Annotated in this window: 21 protein-coding genes; 17 read left to right on the plus strand and 4 right to left on the minus strand. The window is 64.3% G+C overall.

Translation table 11 applies throughout. The annotated features are described in order from the left end of the window. The 3 genes from ACMUOY_RS08025 to ACMUOY_RS08035 form a co-directional block, all read right to left on the minus strand. On the minus strand, nt 1–303 hold a 303-nt coding region (locus ACMUOY_RS08025), incomplete at its 3' end, for a tRNA-guanine transglycosylase (protein WP_413892184.1). Further along, nucleotides 297–1,397 (minus strand): S-adenosylmethionine:tRNA ribosyltransferase-isomerase, encoded by a 1,101-nt coding sequence (gene queA / locus ACMUOY_RS08030; RefSeq protein WP_413892185.1) that lies wholly within the window; start codon nt 1,395–1,397, stop codon nt 297–299. The genes queA and ACMUOY_RS08025, both read right to left, overlap by 7 nt. A 71-nt stretch (nt 1,398–1,468) precedes the next feature. After that, nucleotides 1,469–3,142 carry a M10 family metallopeptidase gene (locus tag ACMUOY_RS08035; protein ID WP_413892186.1) on the minus strand — a complete coding sequence of 558 codons (1,674 nt, stop codon included), beginning with the start codon at nt 3,140–3,142 and terminating at the stop codon, nt 1,469–1,471. Nucleotides 3,143–3,439: 297 nt separating this feature from the next. Here ACMUOY_RS08035 and recG point away from each other — a divergent pair, with 297 nt between their 5' ends. The 4 genes from recG (at nt 3,440) to ubiA (ending at nt 8,370) form a co-directional block, all read left to right on the plus strand. After that, a complete protein-coding gene (recG, locus tag ACMUOY_RS08040; protein WP_413892187.1) occupies nt 3,440–5,563 on the plus strand; it encodes an ATP-dependent DNA helicase RecG in 2,124 nt (707 codons plus the stop codon). A gap of 5 nt (nt 5,564–5,568) precedes the next feature. Continuing rightward, the gene (locus ACMUOY_RS08045; RefSeq protein WP_413892188.1) at nt 5,569–6,531 is read left to right on the plus strand and encodes a LysR substrate-binding domain-containing protein; all 963 of its coding nucleotides are present in this window, start codon (nt 5,569–5,571) and stop codon (nt 6,529–6,531) included. Nucleotides 6,532–6,598: 67 nt separating this feature from the next. After that, on the plus strand, nt 6,599–7,507 hold the full coding sequence (locus ACMUOY_RS08050; protein WP_413892189.1) for a Dyp-type peroxidase: 909 nt from the start codon (nt 6,599–6,601) through the stop codon (nt 7,505–7,507). Nucleotides 7,508–7,512: 5 nt separating this feature from the next. Further along, entirely contained in the window at nt 7,513–8,370 is an 858-nt protein-coding gene (ubiA, locus tag ACMUOY_RS08055) for a 4-hydroxybenzoate octaprenyltransferase (RefSeq protein ID WP_413892190.1), read from the plus strand. 107 nt (nt 8,371–8,477) lie between these two features. Here the strand turns inward: ubiA and proC are convergent, their stop codons facing one another. Then, nucleotides 8,478–9,290, minus strand: coding sequence for a pyrroline-5-carboxylate reductase family protein (proC, locus tag ACMUOY_RS08060; RefSeq protein ID WP_413892191.1), 813 nt, complete (start codon nt 9,288–9,290; stop codon nt 8,478–8,480). A gap of 92 nt (nt 9,291–9,382) precedes the next feature. Here proC and glpK point away from each other — a divergent pair, with 92 nt between their 5' ends. The 13 genes from glpK (at nt 9,383) to secY (ending at nt 18,098) form a co-directional block, all read left to right on the plus strand. Beyond that, on the plus strand, nt 9,383–10,894 hold the full coding sequence (gene glpK / locus ACMUOY_RS08065; protein WP_413892192.1) for a glycerol kinase GlpK: 1,512 nt from the start codon (nt 9,383–9,385) through the stop codon (nt 10,892–10,894). A 2-nt stretch (nt 10,895–10,896) separates the two neighbouring features. Beyond that, the gene (locus tag ACMUOY_RS08070) at nt 10,897–12,495 is read left to right on the plus strand and encodes a glycerol-3-phosphate dehydrogenase/oxidase (RefSeq protein ID WP_413892193.1); all 1,599 of its coding nucleotides are present in this window, start codon (nt 10,897–10,899) and stop codon (nt 12,493–12,495) included. 176 nt (nt 12,496–12,671) lie between these two features. Continuing rightward, nucleotides 12,672–13,040, plus strand: a complete 369-nt coding sequence (gene rplN / locus ACMUOY_RS08075) for a 50S ribosomal protein L14 (RefSeq protein ID WP_413892194.1) — start codon at nt 12,672–12,674, stop codon at nt 13,038–13,040. Between the two features lie 9 nt (nt 13,041–13,049). After that, nucleotides 13,050–13,370: a 50S ribosomal protein L24 gene (rplX, locus tag ACMUOY_RS08080; RefSeq protein ID WP_413892195.1), complete on the plus strand. Its 321-nt coding sequence runs from the start codon at nt 13,050–13,052 to the stop codon at nt 13,368–13,370. A 2-nt stretch (nt 13,371–13,372) separates the two neighbouring features. Next, on the plus strand, nt 13,373–13,912 hold the full coding sequence (rplE, locus tag ACMUOY_RS08085) for a 50S ribosomal protein L5 (protein WP_413892196.1): 540 nt from the start codon (nt 13,373–13,375) through the stop codon (nt 13,910–13,912). Nucleotides 13,913–13,920: 8 nt separating this feature from the next. Continuing rightward, the gene (gene rpsN / locus ACMUOY_RS08090) at nt 13,921–14,226 is read left to right on the plus strand and encodes a 30S ribosomal protein S14 (protein ID WP_413892197.1); all 306 of its coding nucleotides are present in this window, start codon (nt 13,921–13,923) and stop codon (nt 14,224–14,226) included. A 17-nt stretch (nt 14,227–14,243) separates the two neighbouring features. Next, complete coding sequence (rpsH, locus tag ACMUOY_RS08095; protein ID WP_413892198.1) at nt 14,244–14,639, plus strand: 30S ribosomal protein S8; 396 nt, start codon at nt 14,244–14,246, stop codon at nt 14,637–14,639. Nucleotides 14,640–14,663: 24 nt separating this feature from the next. Next, a complete protein-coding gene (gene rplF / locus ACMUOY_RS08100) occupies nt 14,664–15,197 on the plus strand; it encodes a 50S ribosomal protein L6 (protein ID WP_413892199.1) in 534 nt (177 codons plus the stop codon). A gap of 11 nt (nt 15,198–15,208) precedes the next feature. Further along, nucleotides 15,209–15,577, plus strand: coding sequence for a 50S ribosomal protein L18 (gene rplR, locus ACMUOY_RS08105; RefSeq protein ID WP_413892200.1), 369 nt, complete (start codon nt 15,209–15,211; stop codon nt 15,575–15,577). Between the two features lie 19 nt (nt 15,578–15,596). Beyond that, on the plus strand, nt 15,597–16,115 hold the full coding sequence (rpsE, locus tag ACMUOY_RS08110; RefSeq protein ID WP_413892293.1) for a 30S ribosomal protein S5: 519 nt from the start codon (nt 15,597–15,599) through the stop codon (nt 16,113–16,115). Nucleotides 16,116–16,128: 13 nt separating this feature from the next. Beyond that, nucleotides 16,129–16,311: a 50S ribosomal protein L30 gene (rpmD, locus tag ACMUOY_RS08115; RefSeq protein WP_413892201.1), complete on the plus strand. Its 183-nt coding sequence runs from the start codon at nt 16,129–16,131 to the stop codon at nt 16,309–16,311. Nucleotides 16,312–16,321: 10 nt separating this feature from the next. Continuing rightward, complete coding sequence (gene rplO / locus ACMUOY_RS08120) at nt 16,322–16,753, plus strand: 50S ribosomal protein L15 (RefSeq protein ID WP_413892202.1); 432 nt, start codon at nt 16,322–16,324, stop codon at nt 16,751–16,753. Nucleotides 16,754–16,778: 25 nt separating this feature from the next. Then, nucleotides 16,779–18,098 (plus strand): preprotein translocase subunit SecY, encoded by a 1,320-nt coding sequence (secY, locus tag ACMUOY_RS08125; RefSeq protein ID WP_413892203.1) that lies wholly within the window; start codon nt 16,779–16,781, stop codon nt 18,096–18,098. Nucleotides 18,099–18,156: the final 58 nt, after the last annotated feature.

An 18,156-nucleotide genomic window follows, 5' to 3' on the forward strand; every position in this document is an offset into this window, starting at 1 on the left:
CAGGCTCCAGACCTGAAAGCCCCCTGAGTCGGTGAGGATGGGCTTGTCCCATTTCTCGAACTGGTGCAGGCCGCCAAAGCTCTGCATCACGTCCAGCCCCGGACGCATCCACAGGTGGAAGGTGTTGCCCAGGATGATCTGCGCGCCCATGTCTTCCAGGCTGCGCGGCATCACGCCCTTGACGGTGCCGTAGGTGCCCACGGGCATGAAGATGGGCGTCTGCACCACGCCGTGGTTCAGCGTGAGCGTGCCGCGGCGGGCGTGGCTGTCGGGGTCGGTGGCGAGCAGTTCGAAGGTCAGCATGGTGCGGATTGTGCGGGTTGGGTGCGGCGCGTGAGCCACATGGCGTCGCCGTAGCTGAAGAAGCGGTAGCGCTGCGCGATGGCGTGGCGGTACAGGGCCATCACGTGCTCGTAGCCGGCAAAGGCGCTGACCAGCATCATCAGCGTGCTTTTCGGCAGGTGGAAGTTGGTGAGCAGCGCATCGACCACCTGGAAACGAAAGCCCGGCGTGATGAAGATCGTGGTGTCGCCCTGCATCTGGCCACCGGAAAGATCGGCGCCGGTACAACTGCGGGCCCAGGATTCGAGCGTGCGCACGGTGGTGGTGCCGACCGCCACGACCCGGCCGTCGCGCGCGCGGCAATCGAGGATGGCTGCGCGCGTGGCCTCGGGCACGTCGTACCACTCGCTGTGCATGGTGTGCTCGGCGAGGTTCTCGGTTTTCACCGGCTGGAAAGTGCCGGCACCCACGTGCAGGGTGACGCTGGCGCGTTGGACGCCGCGCGCCTGCAGCGCGGCCAGCACACCCTCGTCGAAATGCAGCGCGGCGGTGGGTGCGGCCACGGCGCCGGGGTGGCGGGCAAACACGGTCTGGTAGCGGCGCTCGTCGTCAGCGGTGTCGGTGTGGGTGATGTAGGGCGGCAGCGGCACGTGGCCGTGGCGCTGCATCAGGGCATGGGGCTCGTCGCTGAAGCGCAGGTGAAACAGCGCGCCGTCCGGCGCTGGCCAGCGCCCGAGCAGCGTCGCGGTGAAGCCACCTGTCAGGGTCAGCGTGGCGCCCACCGGCGGCTTCTTGCTGACCTTCATGTGGGCCACCACCTCGTGGCCGGGCAGGACCCGCTCCACCAGCAGCTCCAGCTTGCCGCCGGACGCTTTCTCGCCGAAGAGACGCGCCTTGATGACCTGGGTGTCGTTGAACACCAGCAGGTCGCCCGCGTTCAGCAGGGCGGGCAGGTCGCGGAAGGCTCGGTCAACGGGCGCCGGCCCGCTGCCATCGAGCAGGCGCGAGCCGCTGCGCTTAGGCGCGGGGTGCTGGGCCACCAGGTCGGGGGGCAGCGTGAAGTCGAAGTCGGCGAGGGTGAACAGCCGGCCGGAATCGGAGGAATTTGGGTGCATGTCGCTTGAGGGCTCGACGGACCCGTGCCAAGGGTGGAAAAGTCAAGGATTCTCACATGTGCAAACGCGCATCAGGTGTATTCGATGCCTGTCTGCTGCCATCCAATCAGACCGATGTGCGTCCGGTTCACTTCCATACCGGCGACCACCGTCAAGAAATCTGACTGCGAATAACTCGCGTTGCGTCCGTCCATGAAGCTAAGCAAGATATCCAGCGTAGCCGCATTGGCCTCAGACCCAACCACATTTCTGAAGGCCAGCCTCGCAAGATCGGCATTGCTGCCCGAACCGGCGAGCTGGCTCACCAGATGCACATCGATTGCCAGTTGGAAGACATCGTGCAGGCTCGACCCCTGATCAAACAGGCCCAGGATCAAGCCCACGATCTTCGGATTGCTGATGGCGGCAGGTGCTAGCACGCCGAGTACTTCAAGTGATTGGCCCGCATGATCACCTGGACTCAAGTCAAGGGCGAGCTTCTTGTCAGCAAACTGGAGCCGCTCGACGTCATGGAGCAGATCTATTCCTTCCAGGCCCAGTGTGTCTTGAGTGGACCAGGAGTTTGGTGCTGTTTTCGTGAGATGAAACTGGCCCCGTGTCCCTTTGAATAGCGAAGTGTCGATGCCCTGTCCTCCTTCAAGGATATCAGTGCCGCCACCGCCCATCAGCTGATTGGCGACGCCATTGCCGATCAACTTATCGTCGCCTGCACCGCCGACGGCGTTCTCGAACACGGCACCCCAGGCGATGGCCAGGTTGTCGGTGCCGTCGTAGTCATCGGGCGTTGGCGGGACCACCGGCGGGTTCGCCAGTCCGGTGATGGACGGATCGGAAAAGATGTGCAGGCTGGAGTAGTGTCCCTCGCGCAGGTCGATCAGGCAATTGGTGCTGAAATTGCTGGCCGAAATCGTGTCCACGCCGCCGGCGTCCCACAGGGTCATGATGAACGGCGTATCGGGATTGAAGGCGTAAACATCGTCCCCGGTGTGCCAGTTCATGTTGGCGCCATACAGACGCTGGATGGCGGCGATGTCCAACAACATGGGCGTGGAGGGATAGATGGGCACCACATCCCATGAAACGGTTGTCGAGCCGTCTGGCTCCAGTACAGCCGGGTGATAGCGAACGAACAGATAGTTCGGATGCTCGGTGTACGACATGACCGTGTACTGGTTGGTGTCATAGTTCGCCGGCATGGGTGAGCTGCCTTCGAAGGGATGCTCCAGCCACAGCGAGTGACCCACCTCATGGATCAGCGCCATATAGTTGAAACCGCCTGCTTGCCATTCGGAGTCGGGCTGTCCACCCATCAGCGCGTCTGACAGCCAGATGTCGCTGGCACTGGCCCAGAAGTCGTCGCTTTGCCAGGTCCAGGCGTCTGACGGCGGATTGGGTAGTGCGGTCCATGCAATGCGGATGTCGCCCACGGCGCCCGGGTTGTCCGGCACTTCGACGAACTGCAGGTTGGCCACCTGGCTCCAGGTTGACAATGCGGAGCGAAATGCCGCCTGCTGCATAGGATTCAGAGCGAAGCCGAGGGCAGGTTCGTTGAGGGGCGAATAGTTCGGATCAGTCGCCCAGGTTGCGAACGCTGAAGTGCTCCAAGGAAAGCTGTAGCTCAGGATGGCGCCTGTGCCCACGACGCCGCCTGCCTTGTAGTCACCGGTCAGGCTGTCCAGCAAGACGTCGCCCGATGCAGAAACGGGCGAGGTAGTGTGAGTGAATCCGTTTTGGGGTGAAGCCATGGTCCATCGGGTCGGGGAACACGCAGATTAGCATCCAGTCCTGGCTGTCAGGAAACCAAATGTAATTCGCGGAAGGCCGACGCTGACAGAGGATGGATGGCGGATGTCGTCCGGAAACGGTTGACTTACGGTGCGAAGCGCGGAGTGCGCGTGCAAGGCTGAACAGCACCAATTGCTATGAGGTGCATAGCGAGATACGTCCGTTTCGCGCTGGATAGTGCTTATTTTTGTTTGGAAATTGGGCCGAAGGACCGCCTTTGGCACCCGCCGCGGCGGGGCACGTGGACAATGCGCCCCATGTCCGCCTCACCGTCTTCCCCGACACCCCTGTCTCCCGCCACGCCCTTGACGGCGCCGCAGAAGGCGCTGCGCAAGCTGGGGCTGGTGCGGGACATCGACCTGGCCCTGCATCTGCCCCTGCGCTACGAAGACGAAACCCGCATCGTGCGGCTGTGCGAGGCGCGCGAGGGCGACGAGGCGCAGATCGAGGCGGTGGTGACGGCCAACGAGGTGAGCTTCAGGCCGCGCCGCCAGCTGCTGGTGACGGTGGACGACGGCTCGGACACCTGCACCCTGCGCTTTTTCAACTTCTACCCCTCCCAGCAGAAGGCGCTGGCCGTCGGCACCCGGGTGCGCGCCCGTGGCGAGGTCCGAGGCGGCTTTTCCGGGCGCACCATGATGCACCCGGTGGTGCGAGCGGCCGCTGGCGCGCTGCCCGATGCCCTGACGCCGGTCTACCCCACGGTGGCCGGGCTGCCCCAGGCCTACCTGCGGCGCGCGGTGGCCACCGCGCTGGCCCGGGCGGACCTGTCGGAGACGCTGCCAGCCGCCATTTCAGACAGAAATGCCGGCGTCCCTGCGTGGGACCTTCGGCGTTCGCTCACCTTTTTGCACCATCCGACGCCGGAGGTGTCGATCGCCGAGCTCGAAGCACGCAGCCACCCGGCCTGGCAGCGCCTGAAGGCCGAGGAGCTGCTGGCCCAGCAACTCTCCCAGTTGCTGGCCAAGCGCGAACGCGACCGCCTGCGGGCCCCGTCGCTGTGCGCCCATCCGGGCGGCCTGCACGAACGCCTGCTGGCCGCTCTGCCTTTTGGACTGACCGGTGCCCAGCGACGCGTCGGCGAGGAAATCGCCCGCGACCTGGCCCGGACGGTGCCGATGCACCGTCTGTTGCAGGGGGATGTGGGTTCCGGCAAGACCGTGGTGGCGGCGCTGGCCGCCGCCATCGCCATCGACGCCGGCTGGCAGTGCGCGCTGATGGCGCCGACCGAGATCCTGGCCGAGCAGCATTTCAGCAAGCTGATCGGCTGGCTGGAGCCGCTGGGCATCGGCGTCGCGCGGCTCAGCGGCAGCCAGAAGAAGAAAGAGCGCCGCGAGATGCTGGAACGGATCGAGTCCGGTGCAGCCGCGCTGGTGGTGGGCACCCACGCGGTGATCCAGGAGCAGGTGAAGTTCCGGCGCCTGGCGCTGGCCATCATCGACGAGCAGCACCGTTTCGGCGTGGCGCAGCGGCTGGCGTTGCGCGGAAAGATGGGGGTCGATCCGCAGGTGGCGGCGGATGATGGTGCCCCGGCCGCAGGACCGATGGAGCCCCACCTGCTGATGATGTCTGCCACGCCGATTCCCCGCACGCTGGCCATGAGCTACTACGCCGATCTGGACGTCTCCACGCTGGACGAGCTGCCGCCCGGACGCACCCCGGTCGTGACCAAGGTGGTCTCCGACCACCGCCGCGACGAGGTGATCGAGCGCATCCGTGCCCAGCTCGCGCAGGAACGGCAGGTCTACTGGGTCTGCCCGCTGATCGAGGAGAGCGAGGCGCTGGACCTGAGCAACGCGTCCGAGACCCATGCCGAACTCTCAGCCGCCTTGCCCGGCGTGTTGGTCGGCCTGCTCCATTCGCGCATGGCACCGGCTGAAAAGAAGGCCGTTATGGACCTGTTCAAGGAGGGGTTGGTCGGCGTGCTGGTGTCCACCACGGTGATCGAGGTCGGGGTGGACGTGCCCAACGCCTCGCTGATGGTGGTCGAGCATGCCGAGCGATTCGGCCTGTCGCAGCTGCACCAGCTGCGCGGGCGGGTCGGTCGCGGCGCGGCGGCGTCGGCCTGCGTGCTGATGTACAGCCAGCCCGAGGGCGGGCGGCTCAGCGAGGCGTCGCGCGAGCGCCTTCGCGCCATGGCCGAGACCCACGACGGCTTCGAGATCGCCCGGCGCGACCTGGAGATCCGCGGTCCCGGCGAGTTCCTTGGCGCGCGCCAGTCGGGCGCGGCGCTGCTGCGCTTTGCCGACCTGGCCACCGATGCGGACCTGCTGGAGTGGGCGCGCGCCCTGGCGCCGCGCCTGCTGGACCAGCACCCCGACATGGCGAAGCGCCACGTCGAGCGCTGGTTGGGGGGAAAATCGGACTATCTGAAAGCCTGACCCCCATGACCCTCACCGAACTCAAGTACATCGTCGCCGTGGCACGCGAGAAGCACTTCGGCAAAGCCGCCGAAGCCTGCTTTGTCTCGCAGCCGACGCTTTCGGTGGCGATTCGCAAACTGGAGGATGAGCTGGAGGTCAAGCTGTTCGAGCGCAGCGCCAGCGAAGTCAGCGTCACGCCGCTGGGCGAGGAGATCGTGCGCCAGGCGCAAAGCGTCCTGGAGCAAGCGGCCGCCATCAAGGACATCGCAAAGCGCGGCAAGGATCCGCTGGCCGGCCCCTTGAAGCTGGGCGTGATCTACACCATTGGCCCCTACCTGCTGCCGGACCTGGTGCGCAACGCGATCCGCCTTTCGCCGCAGATGCCGCTCATGCTGCAGGAGAACTTCACCGTCAAGCTGCTGGAGATGCTGCGCACCGGCGAGATCGACTGTGCCATCCTGGCCGAGCCCTTTCCCGACGCCGGCCTGGCTATCGCGCCGTTGTACGACGAGCCTTTCATGGCCGCGCTGCCCAGCCACCACCCGCTGGCGGCGCAGAAATCCGTCACCTCGGGCGAGCTCAAGAGCGAGACCATGCTGCTGCTCGGCACCGGCCATTGCTTTCGCGATCATGTCCTGGAGGTCTGCCCCGAGTTCGCCCGCTTTGCCAGCAATGCCGAGGGCATCCGTCGCAGCTTCGAGGGCTCGTCGCTGGAAACCATCAAGCACATGGTGGCCGCCGGCATGGGCGTGACCCTGGTGCCGCGCCTGTCGGTGCCCAAGGAGGCGCTGGCCGGGCGCAAACGCCGCAAGGACGAAGACGCGTTCGTGAAATACTTGCCGATCGTCGATGCGCAGTCGGCTGCGCCGCCCACCCGGCGCGTGGTCTTGGCCTGGCGGCGCAGTTTCACGCGCTACGAGGCGATCGCGGCGCTGCGCAATGCGGTCTATGCGTGCGAACTGCCCGGCGTGGCGCGCCTGTCCTGAGCGGAGCTGTTGTTGTGATTGAACGGTGCAAATTCAGCCCATCCGTCATTTCTGCTGGAACCTGTCCATGAAAACCGCACAACCCGGCATCCTCGCGCCGGTCCCGCCGCAGGGGCGCTACCTGTTCTTCACGCCCAAGCAGGCGTCCGCCCTGCGCGAAGCCCTAATGCGCCTGGCGCCACTGGTCGACGGACCGCAAGCCGTGGTTGGCATCGGTCCCGACGTGGTCGCCGCGTTGGGGGCCACGGTGCCGGGCCTGCGCGCCTTTGCGGCCTTGAAGGGGCCCGGGGTCGAGGTGCCCGCCACTCCCACCGCCCTGTGGTGCTGGCTGCGTGGCTCCGATCGCGGCAAGCTGGTGCATGCCACGCGCGCGATCGAAAAAGCGCTGGCACCGGCACTGCGGCTGGATCGTGTGATCGAGGCTTTCCGCCATGGCCGTGGACCCAATGGCCACGGCCGCGACCTGACCGGCTATGAGGATGGCACGGAGAACCCGGAGGATGCGGCGGCCGAAAAGGCCGCGCTGGCCCATCGCCAGGGCGCCGGCCAGAATGGCTCCAGCTTCGTGGCCGTGCAGCAGTGGGTGCACGACCTGGACGCTTTTGAAGCCATGGGGACGCGGGAGCAGGACAACATGGTCGGGCGGCGGCGCCGCGACAACCACGAACTGGACGACGCGCCGGCTTCCGCCCACGTCAAACGCACCGCGCAGGAGAGCTTCAAACCCGAGGCCTTCGTGCTGCGCCGCTCCATGCCCTGGGCGCTGGACCATCAGGCCGGGCTGATGTTCGTCGCCTTCGGCAAGTCCTTCGATGCCTTCGAGGCGCAGATGCGGCGCATGGCGGGCCTGGACGATGGCATCGTCGATGCGATGTTCCAGATATCCCGGCCGGTCACCGGCGCCTTTTTCTGGTGCCCGCCGGTGCGCCAGGACGCGACGGGCATGCGGCTGGATCTGCGCCAAGTGGGCCTGTGACGCGCATGGGCGAGCGGCTCCACCTGTACCTGGACCTGATCCGATGGAACCGCCCGGCGGGCTGGCTGCTGCTGCTGTGGCCGACGCTGTCGGCGCTGTGGATCGCCTCCGGCGGGTTTCCCGGATGGCACCTGCTGGCCGTGTTCACGCTCGGCACCATCCTGATGCGCAGCGCCGGCTGCTGCATCAACGATGTGGCCGACCGGGAGTTCGACCGCCACGTCAAACGCACCGCCCAGCGGCCGGTTACCAGTGGCAAGGTGGGTGTGACGGAGGCGCTGGCCGTGGGCGCGGTGCTTGCGTTGGCGGCGTTTGCGCTGGTGCTGACCACCAATCAGGAAACGGTGGCCTGGTCGTTCGCGGCGCTCGCCATTACTCTTGCCTATCCCTATGCCAAGCGCTTTGTTTCGATGCCGCAGGCGGTGCTGGGCGTGGCGTTCAGCTTCGGAATCCCGATGGCGTTTTCCGCAGTGACCGGCGAGGTGCCCTGGCTGGCCTGGTGGCTGTTGGCGGGCAACCTGTTCTGGGTGCTGGCCTACGACACCGAGTACGCGATGGTGGACCGTGACGACGACCTGCGCATCGGCATGAAGACCTCGGCCATCACGCTGGGACGCTTCGACGTGGCGGCCGTGATGGTTTTTTACCTGGTTTTCCTCATTTTTTGGGCTTTTCCCGGCATGAAATGGTCGTTTTCAGCTATTTTTATGATAGCTATCTCGGCTGCGCTCGCACAGGTGGTCTGGCACTACTCGCTGATCCGGTCGCGCCATCGGGAGGGCTGTTTCAAGGCGTTTCGTCTGAATCACTGGCTAGGCTTTACTGTTTTCACCGGCATCGCGCTGTCGGACCGGTTCGCCTGACGGATTTCAGCCGGCGCATCGGCCGCGGCGCCGGGCCGCCCCAAGCAAGGCCAGCCCCTCGCAGGGGCAGCGCAGCACACGCAGCGGCCAGCGGGGTGGCACTCAGGTCAGCTGCCGAATTCGTCGCCGAGTTCAGCGGCCCGGTGCCTGGCCGCATGCAGCGCGCGCATGAAGGCGTTCTTCAGGTCGTCCTGTTCCATCGACAGGATGGCGGCGTAGGTGGTGCCCCCCTTGGAGGTCACGCGCTGGCGCAGCACCTCGGGCGGATCGTCCGACGCGGCGGCCAGTTCCGAAGCGCCGACGAAGGTGCCCACCGCGAGGCGGTGCGCCTGCTCGCGGCTCAGGCCCATGTCTGCTCCGGCCTGGGTCATGGCCTCGAGGAAATAGAAGACATAGGCGGGGCCGGAGCCCGACAGGGCCGTCACCGCATCGAGCTGGCTCTCAGCCTGCACCCACAGGAACTGCCCCGTGGGCGCCATGACCCGATCCACCAGCGCCCGGTCAGCCTCAGTAACGGCGGGCCGGCCGAACAGCGCGGTCATGCCCTTTCCGACCAGAGCGGGGGTGTTGGGCATGGCGCGCACGATGCGCTGGGTGCCGAGCCAGCCGGCGATGCTGTCGCTGCGGATCCCGGCGGCCACGCTCAGGTGCAAAGCGTGTCCGGTATGAAGACTGGCCTGCAGCGCAGCTTCCTTGAAAGTCTGGGGCTTGACCGCCCAGACGACCAAAGAGGCCTTGGCCAGCGCCGGGCCGGGGCCATGCAGCGCCGTGATACCGAACTGGGCCTGCAGCTTGTCGCGGGCCTCGGCGTAGGGCTCGACCACGTCGATCTGCTGGGCGGTCATGCCCTGGCGCAGCAGGCCGCCGATGATGGCGCTGGCCATGTTGCCGCCGCCGATGAAGGTGATGTGAGAGGTCATGGTGATGCGCGTGGGGTGCTGGCGGCGACTGTACCAAGATTGGCGTTTGGCGGGGTCTGTCCGCTGGATCGGTGCAGGCCTTTGCGGTACGCTTGCCGACCATGGACTTCATTCTTTCCCTCGACCAGGGCACGACCAGTTCACGTGCCATTCTGTTCGACCGCGACGGGCACGTCGTGGCCACGGCGCAGCGGGAGTTCAGGCAGTCTTTTCCCCAGCCGGGCTGGGTGGAGCATGACGCGACCGAGATCTGGCAGACCCAGCTCGGCGTGATGCAGGACGTGCTGGCCCGGCAAGGGGTTGGTGCCAGTCAAGTGGCCGCCATCGGGGTCACGAATCAGCGAGAAACCACGGTGCTCTGGGACCGGCGGACGGGTGAACCCGTGGCGCCGGCCATCGTCTGGCAGGACCGGCGTACGGCTGGCGTCTGCGCGGCGCTTCGTGCCAAGGGCAAGGCGGGATGGATCCAGGAAAAGACCGGCCTGCTGCCCGATGCCTATTTCTCGGCCACAAAACTTGCGTGGCTGCTGGACCAGGTGCCTGGCGCACGGGCGCGCGCCGCCCGGGGCGAACTGGCCTTCGGCACCGTGGACAGCTGGCTGGTCTGGAAGCTGACGGGCGGGCGGGTTCATGCCACCGATGCCAGCAACGCCTCGCGCACCCTGTTGTTCAACCTGCAGACCCTGCGCTGGGATCCGGCGCTGCTGCGCCTGTTCGACATCCCGGCCTCCGTGTTGCCCCAGGTCGTGCCGTCCAGCGGCGTGCTGGGCGAGACCGAGCCTGCCCTGCTGGGTGCGCCCGTGCCCATCGCCGGGCTGGCAGGAGACCAACAGGCCGCCCTGTTCGGGCAGGCCTGCTTTGCGCCAGGCATGGCCAAGAACACCTATGGGACGGGCTGCTTCATGCTGATGAACACCGGCGAATCGCCGGTGGCCAGCCGTCATCAGCTGTTGACGACAGTGGCCTGGCAAGGCCCCGCGGGGGCGCCCCATCGGACCGCCTATGCGCTGGAGGGCTCGGTATTCATGGCCGGCGCGACGGTCCAATGGCTGCGCGACGGTCTGCAGATCATTCAGGCTGCCGACGAAGTGGGGCCCCTGGCGGCCAGTGTTGCGGATACCGGGGACGTCTACCTGGTGCCGGCGTTTGCCGGGCTCGGCACGCCGGACTGGGATGGTCATGCGCGCGGCACCCTGGTGGGCATGACACGGGGGACCACCCGCGCCCACATCGCGCGTGCCGCGCTGGAGGCGATCGCACTGCAGACGGCCGACGTGTTCGGCGCCATGGCCAAGGATTCGGGCATCGAACTGAAAGAGCTTCGCGTGGACGGTGGCGCCAGCCGCAGCGACCTGCTGATGCAGATGCAGGCTGATTTTCTGGGCGTTCCGGTTGTTAGGCCTCGGGTCACGGAAACCACGGCCCTGGGGGCCGCGTGCCTGGCCGGGCTCGCGACCGGCTTCTGGGGCGGCCCCGACGAAATTACTGCGCGCTGGGTCACGGACCGGCGTTTCGAGCCCTCTTTGCCGGACAGCGAGCGCTCGCGGCGCCTGGCGCGCTGGCGGCAGGCGGTCGAGCGTTCCAGGGGATGGGTGGAGCACTGAACATGACCTCCAACAAGGACGCGCCCCGGCTCACGCGGCGCGAAGACCTTCTGGCTGCGCTGCGCGAAGAGCGGGTCTGGGATCTCGCGATCATCGGCGGCGGCGCGACCGGACTGGGTGTCGCTCTGGACGCCGCCATGCGCGGCTTCAGCGTGGTGCTGGTGGAGTCCCGGGACTTCGCCGCAGGCACCTCGTCCCGAGCCACCAAACTGGTGCATGGCGGGGTGCGCTATCTGGCGCAGGGCAACGTTCCGCTGGTCACGGAAGCGTTGCACGAGCGCACCCGTCTCCTGCACAACGCGCCCCATCTGGCGCAGCCACTGGCCTTCGTCATGCCCTCCTATCAATGGTGGGAAGTGCCCTTTTATGGCATCGGGCTCAAGATCTACGACCTGCTGGCCGGCAGCCACGGCCTGGGCCGCACCGAATTCCTGAGTCGGCATCAGACGCTGCAATGTTTGCCGGGCGTGCAGCCTGCTGGCCTGGTTGGCGGGGTGAAATACTGGGACGGTCAGTTCGATGATGCGCGCGTCGCTCTGGCGCTGGCGCGAACGGCTGCTGCTCAGGGCGCTCTGGTCATCAACCACTGCGAGGTGAAGGGGCTGATTCACGAGGCCGGCAGAGTGGTGGGATTGACATGCGAGGACACCGAAACGCGGGAGGCCCTGAACGTGCGGGCCCGGTGCGTCATCAATGCCACGGGGGTCTGGGTGGACGGCTTGCGCCAGATGGACGGCGATGCGCTCGGGCGGCCTGCACGGCCCATGGTGGCGCCGAGCCAGGGCGTGCACTTGGTCGTCGATCGCGAGTTCCTGCCCGGCGACCATGCGCTCCTGGTACCCAAGACGCGGGACGGCCGGGTGCTGTTCGCTGTGCCCTGGCTGGGCAAGCTCATCCTGGGCACGACGGACACGCCTCGCCATGATCTGGCGCTTGAGCCCGAACCGTTCGGACACGAAGTCGCCTTCATCCTGAATGAGTCGGCGCGCTACCTGCGCCGGGCGCCGCAGCGTGCGGATGTCCGCAGCTGCTGGGTCGGGCTGCGTCCATTGGTCAAGCCCGCCGAAGCCAGCGAAGGGGACACCAAGGCCTTGAGCCGGGAGCACACTGTGCTGGTGAGCCGCAGTGGCCTGGTGACGGTCACTGGCGGCAAATGGACCACGTACCGCGCCATGGCCGAGGATGTCCTTAGCAAATGCATGGCGGATGCCCTGCTGCCCCACCGCCCGGGTGGTGCCACGCTCAAGCAGTTGCTCGTCGGCGCCGATGCCGGTGCCAGCGGCCGGCATCCGTTGAGCCAGGCGAGCGATCTGTCGGTCTACGGCCGCGAGGCCGCGTTCGTCGAGGCTTTGCCCGGCTCCGGACGGCAACTTGGTGGTGGGCTGACAGAGGCCATGGTGCGATTTGCCGTTCGCCACGAATACGCCCGCACGGTTGAGGATGTGCTCGCGCGTCGGGTCAGGTTGCTGTTTCTGGATGCGCGCCTGGCGTGCAGCCTGGCGCCGGCGGTGGGCGCGATCGTCGCAGAAGAATCCGGCCGCGACCCTGAAATTGCGGCTTTTGAAGCCCTTGCGGCGAAATATCTTCACCTGCCGGCCTGAAGACGCTTGACAGGTCGTTTGAGGTTTGCCATAATTCGAGGCTTCGCTTGAAAAGGCGCAAGTATCTGCCCAGCAAAAACGCCGTGAGTGGTTCATGGTGTGGACGACGGGCCCAAGACTGATCCGAACCATCCTGGCTTCAGGGTGCGCCGGATACAAGTTGGGAATATTGAAAAATGATCCAGACAGAATCTCGGTTAGACGTCGCCGACAACACGGGCGCCAAGTCCGTTTTGTGCATCAAGGTGCTGGGCGGCTCCAAGCGTCGCTACGCCAGCGTGGGCGACATCATCAAGGTCAGCATCAAGGAAGCCGCTCCGCGTGGCCGCGTCAAAAAAGGCGAGGTCTACAGCGCTGTGGTGGTGCGCACGGCCAAGGGCATCCGTCGCAGCGACGGCTCCCTGGTCAAATTCGACGGCAATGCAGCGGTCTTGCTGAATGCCAAGTTGGAGCCTATCGGTACCCGTATCTTCGGCCCGGTGACGCGTGAACTGCGCACCGAGAAGTTCATGAAGATCGTGTCCCTCGCTCCTGAAGTTCTGTAAGGACACGTCATGAACAAGATTCGCAAAGGCGACGAAGTCATCGTGATCACCGGGCGTGACAAGGGCAAGCGCGGCAAGGTCTCGCTGCGCAAGGATGATTCCACCCTGGTGGTCGAGGGCATCAACCTGGTGAAGAAGCACACCAAGCCCAATCCGCTCAAGGGCCTGCCCGGCGGGATCGTGCAGAAGGCCATGCCGATTCATCAGTCCAATGTCGCGATCTTCAATGCGGCAACCGGCAAGGCCGATCGCGTGGGCATCAAGGTGCTGGCTGACGGCAAGCGCGTTCGCGTGTTCAAGTCCAGCGGCGAAGAAATCAAGGTGGCATGACCATGGCACGACTGCAAAAGATCTATCGCGAAAAAATCGCTCCCGAACTGATGACGAAGTTCGGCTACACGTCACCCATGCAGGTGCCCCGCCTGACCAAGATCACGCTCAACATGGGCGTGAGCGAAGCGGTGGCGGACAAGAAGGTCATGGACAACGCCGTCGGCGACCTGACCAAGATCGCTGGCCAGAAACCGGTGGTGACCAAGGCCAAGAAAGCCATCGCGGGCTTCAAGATCCGTGAAGGCCAGGCAATCGGGTGCATGGTCACCCTGCGCGGCGTTCAGATGTACGAGTTTCTGGACCGTTTCGTGACGGTGGCGCTGCCCCGCGTGCGCGACTTCCGTGGTATCTCGGCGCGCGCGTTCGATGGCCGTGGCAACTACAACGTCGGCGTCAAAGAGCAGATCATTTTTCCTGAGATTGAATACGACAAGGTGGATGCCGTGCGTGGACTCAATATCAGCATCACGACGACGGCCAAGACTGACGAAGAGTGCAAGGCGCTTCTCGCTGGTTTCCGTTTCCCGTTCAAGAACTGAGGTGACCTGTGGCAAAAAAAGCATTGATTGAGCGCGAGCTCAAGCGGGACAAACTGGTTGCCAAGTACGCGAAAAAACACGCGGAACTGAAGGCGATTGCGGATGACGCGAAGCGCAGTGATGACGAGCGCGCCGTCGCCCGCCTGGGTCTGCAGAAGTTGCCCCGCAATGCCAACCCGACCCGTCAGCGCAATCGTTGCGCGATCACCGGTCGGGCCCGTGGCACGTTCCGTCAGTTCGGTATTGGCCGGTCCAAGATCCGTGAAATGGCGTTTGCAGGCGATATCCCCGGTATCGTCAAGGCAAGCTGGTAATCGGCAGGAGATTTAACATGAGCATGAGTGATCCCATCGCCGACCTGTTGACCCGCATTCGCAATGCGCAGATGGTGGCCAAGGCGACGGTCCAGATTCCCTCTTCCAAAGTCAAAGTTGCCATCGCGCAGGTTCTGAAGGACGAGGGCTATATCGACGATTTCCAGGTCAAGTCTGCCGACGGCAAGGCTGAACTCGAAATCACCCTGAAGTATTACGCGGGTCGCCCGGTGATCGAGCGCATCGAGCGTGTCAGTCGCCCTGGTCTGCGGGTCTACAAAGGCCGCGATTCCATTCCCTCCGTGATGAACGGCCTGGGCGTGGCCATCGTGACGACGCCCAAGGGCGTCATGACCGATCGCAAGGCGCGCGCCTCCGGTGTCGGTGGCGAAGTGCTGTGCTACGTTGCCTGATCGCGGCATCGAGGAGAAACTGAAATGTCCCGAGTAGGAAAAATGCCAGTGTCCATCCCCGCCGGGGTGGATGTGTCGATCAAGGATGACCAGATCCATGTAAAGGGTTCTGGTGGCGCCTTGCAGGTGGCTGCCAACGCGTTGGTGACGGTGTCCCTGGACGGGGGGGCGCTTAAATTCGTTCCGGCCAACGACTCGCGCGAAGCAAATGCCATGACTGGAACGCTGCGGCAGCTGGTGAACAACATGGTCATCGGCGTGAGCAAGGGTTTCGAGAAGAAACTGAGCCTCGTCGGCGTCGGTTTCAAGGCCCAGGCGCAAGGCGCCAAGCTGAACCTGAACGTGGGCTTCTCGCATCCGGTCAACAAGGAAATGCCTGCTGGCATCACGGTGCAGACCGCGTCGCCGACAGAGATTCTGATCAAGGGCTCTGATCGCCAGCGCGTCGGGCAGGTTGCCGCCGAGATTCGTGCCATTCGTCCCCCGGAGCCCTATAAGGGCAAGGGCATCCGCTATGTGGATGAGAAGATCACGATCAAAGAGACCAAGAAGAAGTAAGGAGCGGCAATATGTTGACCAAGAAAGAGCAGCGTCTTCGCCGGGCCCGACAGACCCGAATCCGCATCGCCAAGCAAGGCATCGCGCGGTTGACGGTGAACCGGACCAATTTGCACATCTACGCGACGGTCATTTCCGGCGACGGCAGCAAGGTGCTGGCCACCGCCTCCACCGCCGAAGCGGACGTTCGCAATGCCCTGACCGGTTCGGCTGGCAAAGGCGGCAACGCGGCAGCAGCTCAGGCTGTCGGCAAGCGGATCGCTGAAAAAGCCAAAGCGGCCGGCATTGAGAAAGTGGCGTTTGATCGCGCTGGTTTCGCCTATCACGGCCGCGTCAAGGCACTGGCTGATGCGGCTCGCGAAGCGGGCCTGCAGTTCTAAGCAGAGATCGGAAACAGACATGGCTAAATTTCAAGCAAGAGCGCAAGGTGACGGCCCTGAAGACGGCATGCGCGAGAAGATGATCGCGATCAATCGCGTGACCAAGGTTGTCAAGGGCGGTCGTATCCTGGGTTTCGCTGCGCTGACGGTCGTCGGCGATGGCGATGGGCGCGTTGGCATGGGCAAAGGCAAGTCGAAAGAAGTGCCGGCCGCGGTGCAGAAGGCGATGGAAGAAGCGCGCCGTAACCTGAACAAGGTTTCCTTGCGCAACGGGACTATTCATCACAACGTAACCGGCCACCATGGCGCGGCATCCGTGATGATGGCGCCGGCCCCCAAGGGCACGGGCATCATCGCCGGCGGTCCGATGCGGGCGGTCTTCGAGGTGATGGGGATCACCGACATCGTGGCCAAGAGCCACGGATCGTCCAATCCCTACAACATGGTTCGCGCCACGCTGGATGCGTTGACCAAGTCGACCACCGCGTCTGCCGTTGCTGCCAAACGGGGCAAGACGGTCGAAGAGATTTTCGCCTGATCGGGAGCCCGAGATGACTACACAACAAACCGTCAAAGTCCAGCTGGTTCGCAGTCCGATCGGTTGCAAGCAGTCGCATCGCGACACCGTTCGCGGCCTCGGCTTGCGCAGGCTCAACAGCACTCGCGAACTCCAGGACACGCCTGCAGTGCGCGGCATGATCGACAAGATCGCCTATCTGGTCAAAGTTCTCTGAGAGGTCCCTGATGGAACTCAACACTATCAAACACGCAGAAGGCGCCAAGCACGCCAAGCGCCGCGTCGGTCGCGGCATTGGCTCCGGCCTGGGGAAAACGGCCGGGCGCGGTCACAAGGGTCAGAAGTCTCGCGCGGGTGGTTACCACAAGGTCGGTTTCGAAGGCGGGCAGATGCCCATGCAGCGGCGCCTGCCGAAGCGTGGCTTCAAGTCTCATCTGCTGAAGTTCAACGCTGAAGTCACCTTGTCCGCACTGGAGCAGCTGGGCGCGCCCGAAGTGGATGTGCTGGCGCTGAAGCAAGCCGGTCTGGTGGGGCAGTTGGCCAAAGTGGTCAAGGTCATCAAGTCGGGATCGATCAGCAAGGCGGTGAAACTCAACGGCATCGGCGCGACCGCTGGCGCCAAGGCTGCCATCGAGGCGGCCGGTGGTTCGATTGCCTGAGCCGAAGCATTGAAGGCGAAGACCTGTGGCAACTAGCGCGGCACAAATTGCAAAAACCGGCAAGTTCGGCGACCTTCGTCGGCGGCTGGTATTTTTGTTGCTCGCCCTGGTGGTCTATCGGGTCGGCGCCCATATTCCGGTCCCTGGAATTGATCCGGGTCAACTCCAGCAGCTCTTCAAGGGGCAGCAGGGCGGGATCCTGAGTCTCTTCAACATGTTCTCGGGCGGGGCGCTGTCGCGGTTCACCATCTTCGCGCTGGGCATCATGCCGTATATCTCGGCATCGATCATCATGCAGTTGCTCACCTACGTGGTGCCCACGTTCGAGCAGCTGAAAAAAGAGGGTGAGTCCGGTCGTCGCAAGATCACACAGTACACCCGTTTTGGAACCTTGGGGTTGGCACTTTTTCAGTCGCTGGGCATTGCTGTCGCATTGGAAAGCCAGGCTGGTCTGGTGATTGATCCCGGTCTGGGATTCCGCATGACCGCCGTGGTGACGCTGACCTCCGGAACGATGTTCCTGATGTGGTTGGGAGAACAGATCACTGAGCGTGGACTGGGTAACGGGATTTCGATCATTATTTTCGCGGGCATTGCCGCGGGCCTGCCGAATGCAATCGGGGGTCTTCTGGAGTTGGTTCGTACTGGTGCCATGAGCATTCTCGCGGCCATCTTCATTGTGACGATCGTGTGTCTGGTGACGTACTTCGTGGTTTTCGTCGAGCGTGGGCAGCGCAAGATTCTGGTCAACTATGCGCGGCGACAGGTCGGGAACAAGGTCTACGGCGGTCAGTCGTCACACCTTCCGCTGAAGTTGAACATGGCCGGTGTGATTCCGCCGATCTTTGCTTCTTCGATCATCCTGTTGCCCGCAACGATCGTCAGCTGGTTCAGTTCCGGCGAGTCCATGCGATGGCTCAAGGACATCGCGGGTGCTCTGACGCCTGGGCAGCCGATCTACGTGATGTTGTATGCCGCCGCCATTGTGTTCTTCTGTTTTTTCTACACGGCGCTGGTGTTCAACAGTCGGGAGACCGCTGACAACTTGAAGAAAAGCGGCGCGTTCGTTCCGGGAATCCGCCCCGGTGACCAGACCGCGCGCTACATCGACAAGATTCTGCTTCGCTTGACCTTGGTCGGAGCGGTGTACATCACCTTTGTCTGCCTGTTGCCGGAGTTCCTGATCCTGAAATACAACGTTCCGTTCTATTTTGGTGGTACCTCGTTGTTGATCATCGTGGTGGTCACGATGGATTTCATGGCCCAGGTGCAGAACTACCTGATGTCGCAGCAGTATGAGTCGCTGTTGAAGAAGGCGAACTTCAAGACGACGCTGGGCGGTTGAACGGGCGAGTTTCCGGGCAGAGTGCCCGTTGGGTTGAGTTTGGATATTAGGAGAGTGA

It is taken from the genome of Candidatus Skiveiella danica (genome assembly GCF_022705245.1).
GTDB lineage: Bacteria > Pseudomonadota > Gammaproteobacteria > Burkholderiales > Burkholderiaceae_C > Skiveiella > Skiveiella danica.

What these genes read in the sequence shown, in the direction of transcription:
- recG (WP_413892187.1), top strand. Translation starts at nt 3,440, where the DNA reads ATGTCCGCCTCACCGTCTTCCCCGACACCCCTGTCTCCCGCCACGCCC.
- rpsH (WP_413892198.1), top strand. Translation starts at nt 14,244, where the DNA reads ATGAGCATGAGTGATCCCATCGCCGACCTGTTGACCCGCATTCGCAAT.
- ubiA (WP_413892190.1), top strand. Translation starts at nt 7,513, where the DNA reads ATGGGCGAGCGGCTCCACCTGTACCTGGACCTGATCCGATGGAACCGC.
- rplX (WP_413892195.1), top strand. Translation starts at nt 13,050, where the DNA reads ATGAACAAGATTCGCAAAGGCGACGAAGTCATCGTGATCACCGGGCGT.
- ACMUOY_RS08045 (WP_413892188.1), top strand. Translation starts at nt 5,569, where the DNA reads ATGACCCTCACCGAACTCAAGTACATCGTCGCCGTGGCACGCGAGAAG.
- rpmD (WP_413892201.1), top strand. Translation starts at nt 16,129, where the DNA reads ATGACTACACAACAAACCGTCAAAGTCCAGCTGGTTCGCAGTCCGATC.
- ACMUOY_RS08050 (WP_413892189.1), top strand. Translation starts at nt 6,599, where the DNA reads ATGAAAACCGCACAACCCGGCATCCTCGCGCCGGTCCCGCCGCAGGGG.
- ACMUOY_RS08035 (WP_413892186.1), bottom strand. Translation starts at nt 3,142, where the DNA reads ATGGCTTCACCCCAAAACGGATTCACTCACACTACCTCGCCCGTTTCT.
- rpsE (WP_413892293.1), top strand. Translation starts at nt 15,597, where the DNA reads ATGGCTAAATTTCAAGCAAGAGCGCAAGGTGACGGCCCTGAAGACGGC.
- proC (WP_413892191.1), bottom strand. Translation starts at nt 9,290, where the DNA reads ATGACCTCTCACATCACCTTCATCGGCGGCGGCAACATGGCCAGCGCC.
- rplR (WP_413892200.1), top strand. Translation starts at nt 15,209, where the DNA reads ATGTTGACCAAGAAAGAGCAGCGTCTTCGCCGGGCCCGACAGACCCGA.
- rplE (WP_413892196.1), top strand. Translation starts at nt 13,373, where the DNA reads ATGGCACGACTGCAAAAGATCTATCGCGAAAAAATCGCTCCCGAACTG.
- ACMUOY_RS08070 (WP_413892193.1), top strand. Translation starts at nt 10,897, where the DNA reads ATGACCTCCAACAAGGACGCGCCCCGGCTCACGCGGCGCGAAGACCTT.
- rplN (WP_413892194.1), top strand. Translation starts at nt 12,672, where the DNA reads ATGATCCAGACAGAATCTCGGTTAGACGTCGCCGACAACACGGGCGCC.
- rplF (WP_413892199.1), top strand. Translation starts at nt 14,664, where the DNA reads ATGTCCCGAGTAGGAAAAATGCCAGTGTCCATCCCCGCCGGGGTGGAT.
- queA (WP_413892185.1), bottom strand. Translation starts at nt 1,397, where the DNA reads ATGCACCCAAATTCCTCCGATTCCGGCCGGCTGTTCACCCTCGCCGAC.
- rplO (WP_413892202.1), top strand. Translation starts at nt 16,322, where the DNA reads ATGGAACTCAACACTATCAAACACGCAGAAGGCGCCAAGCACGCCAAG.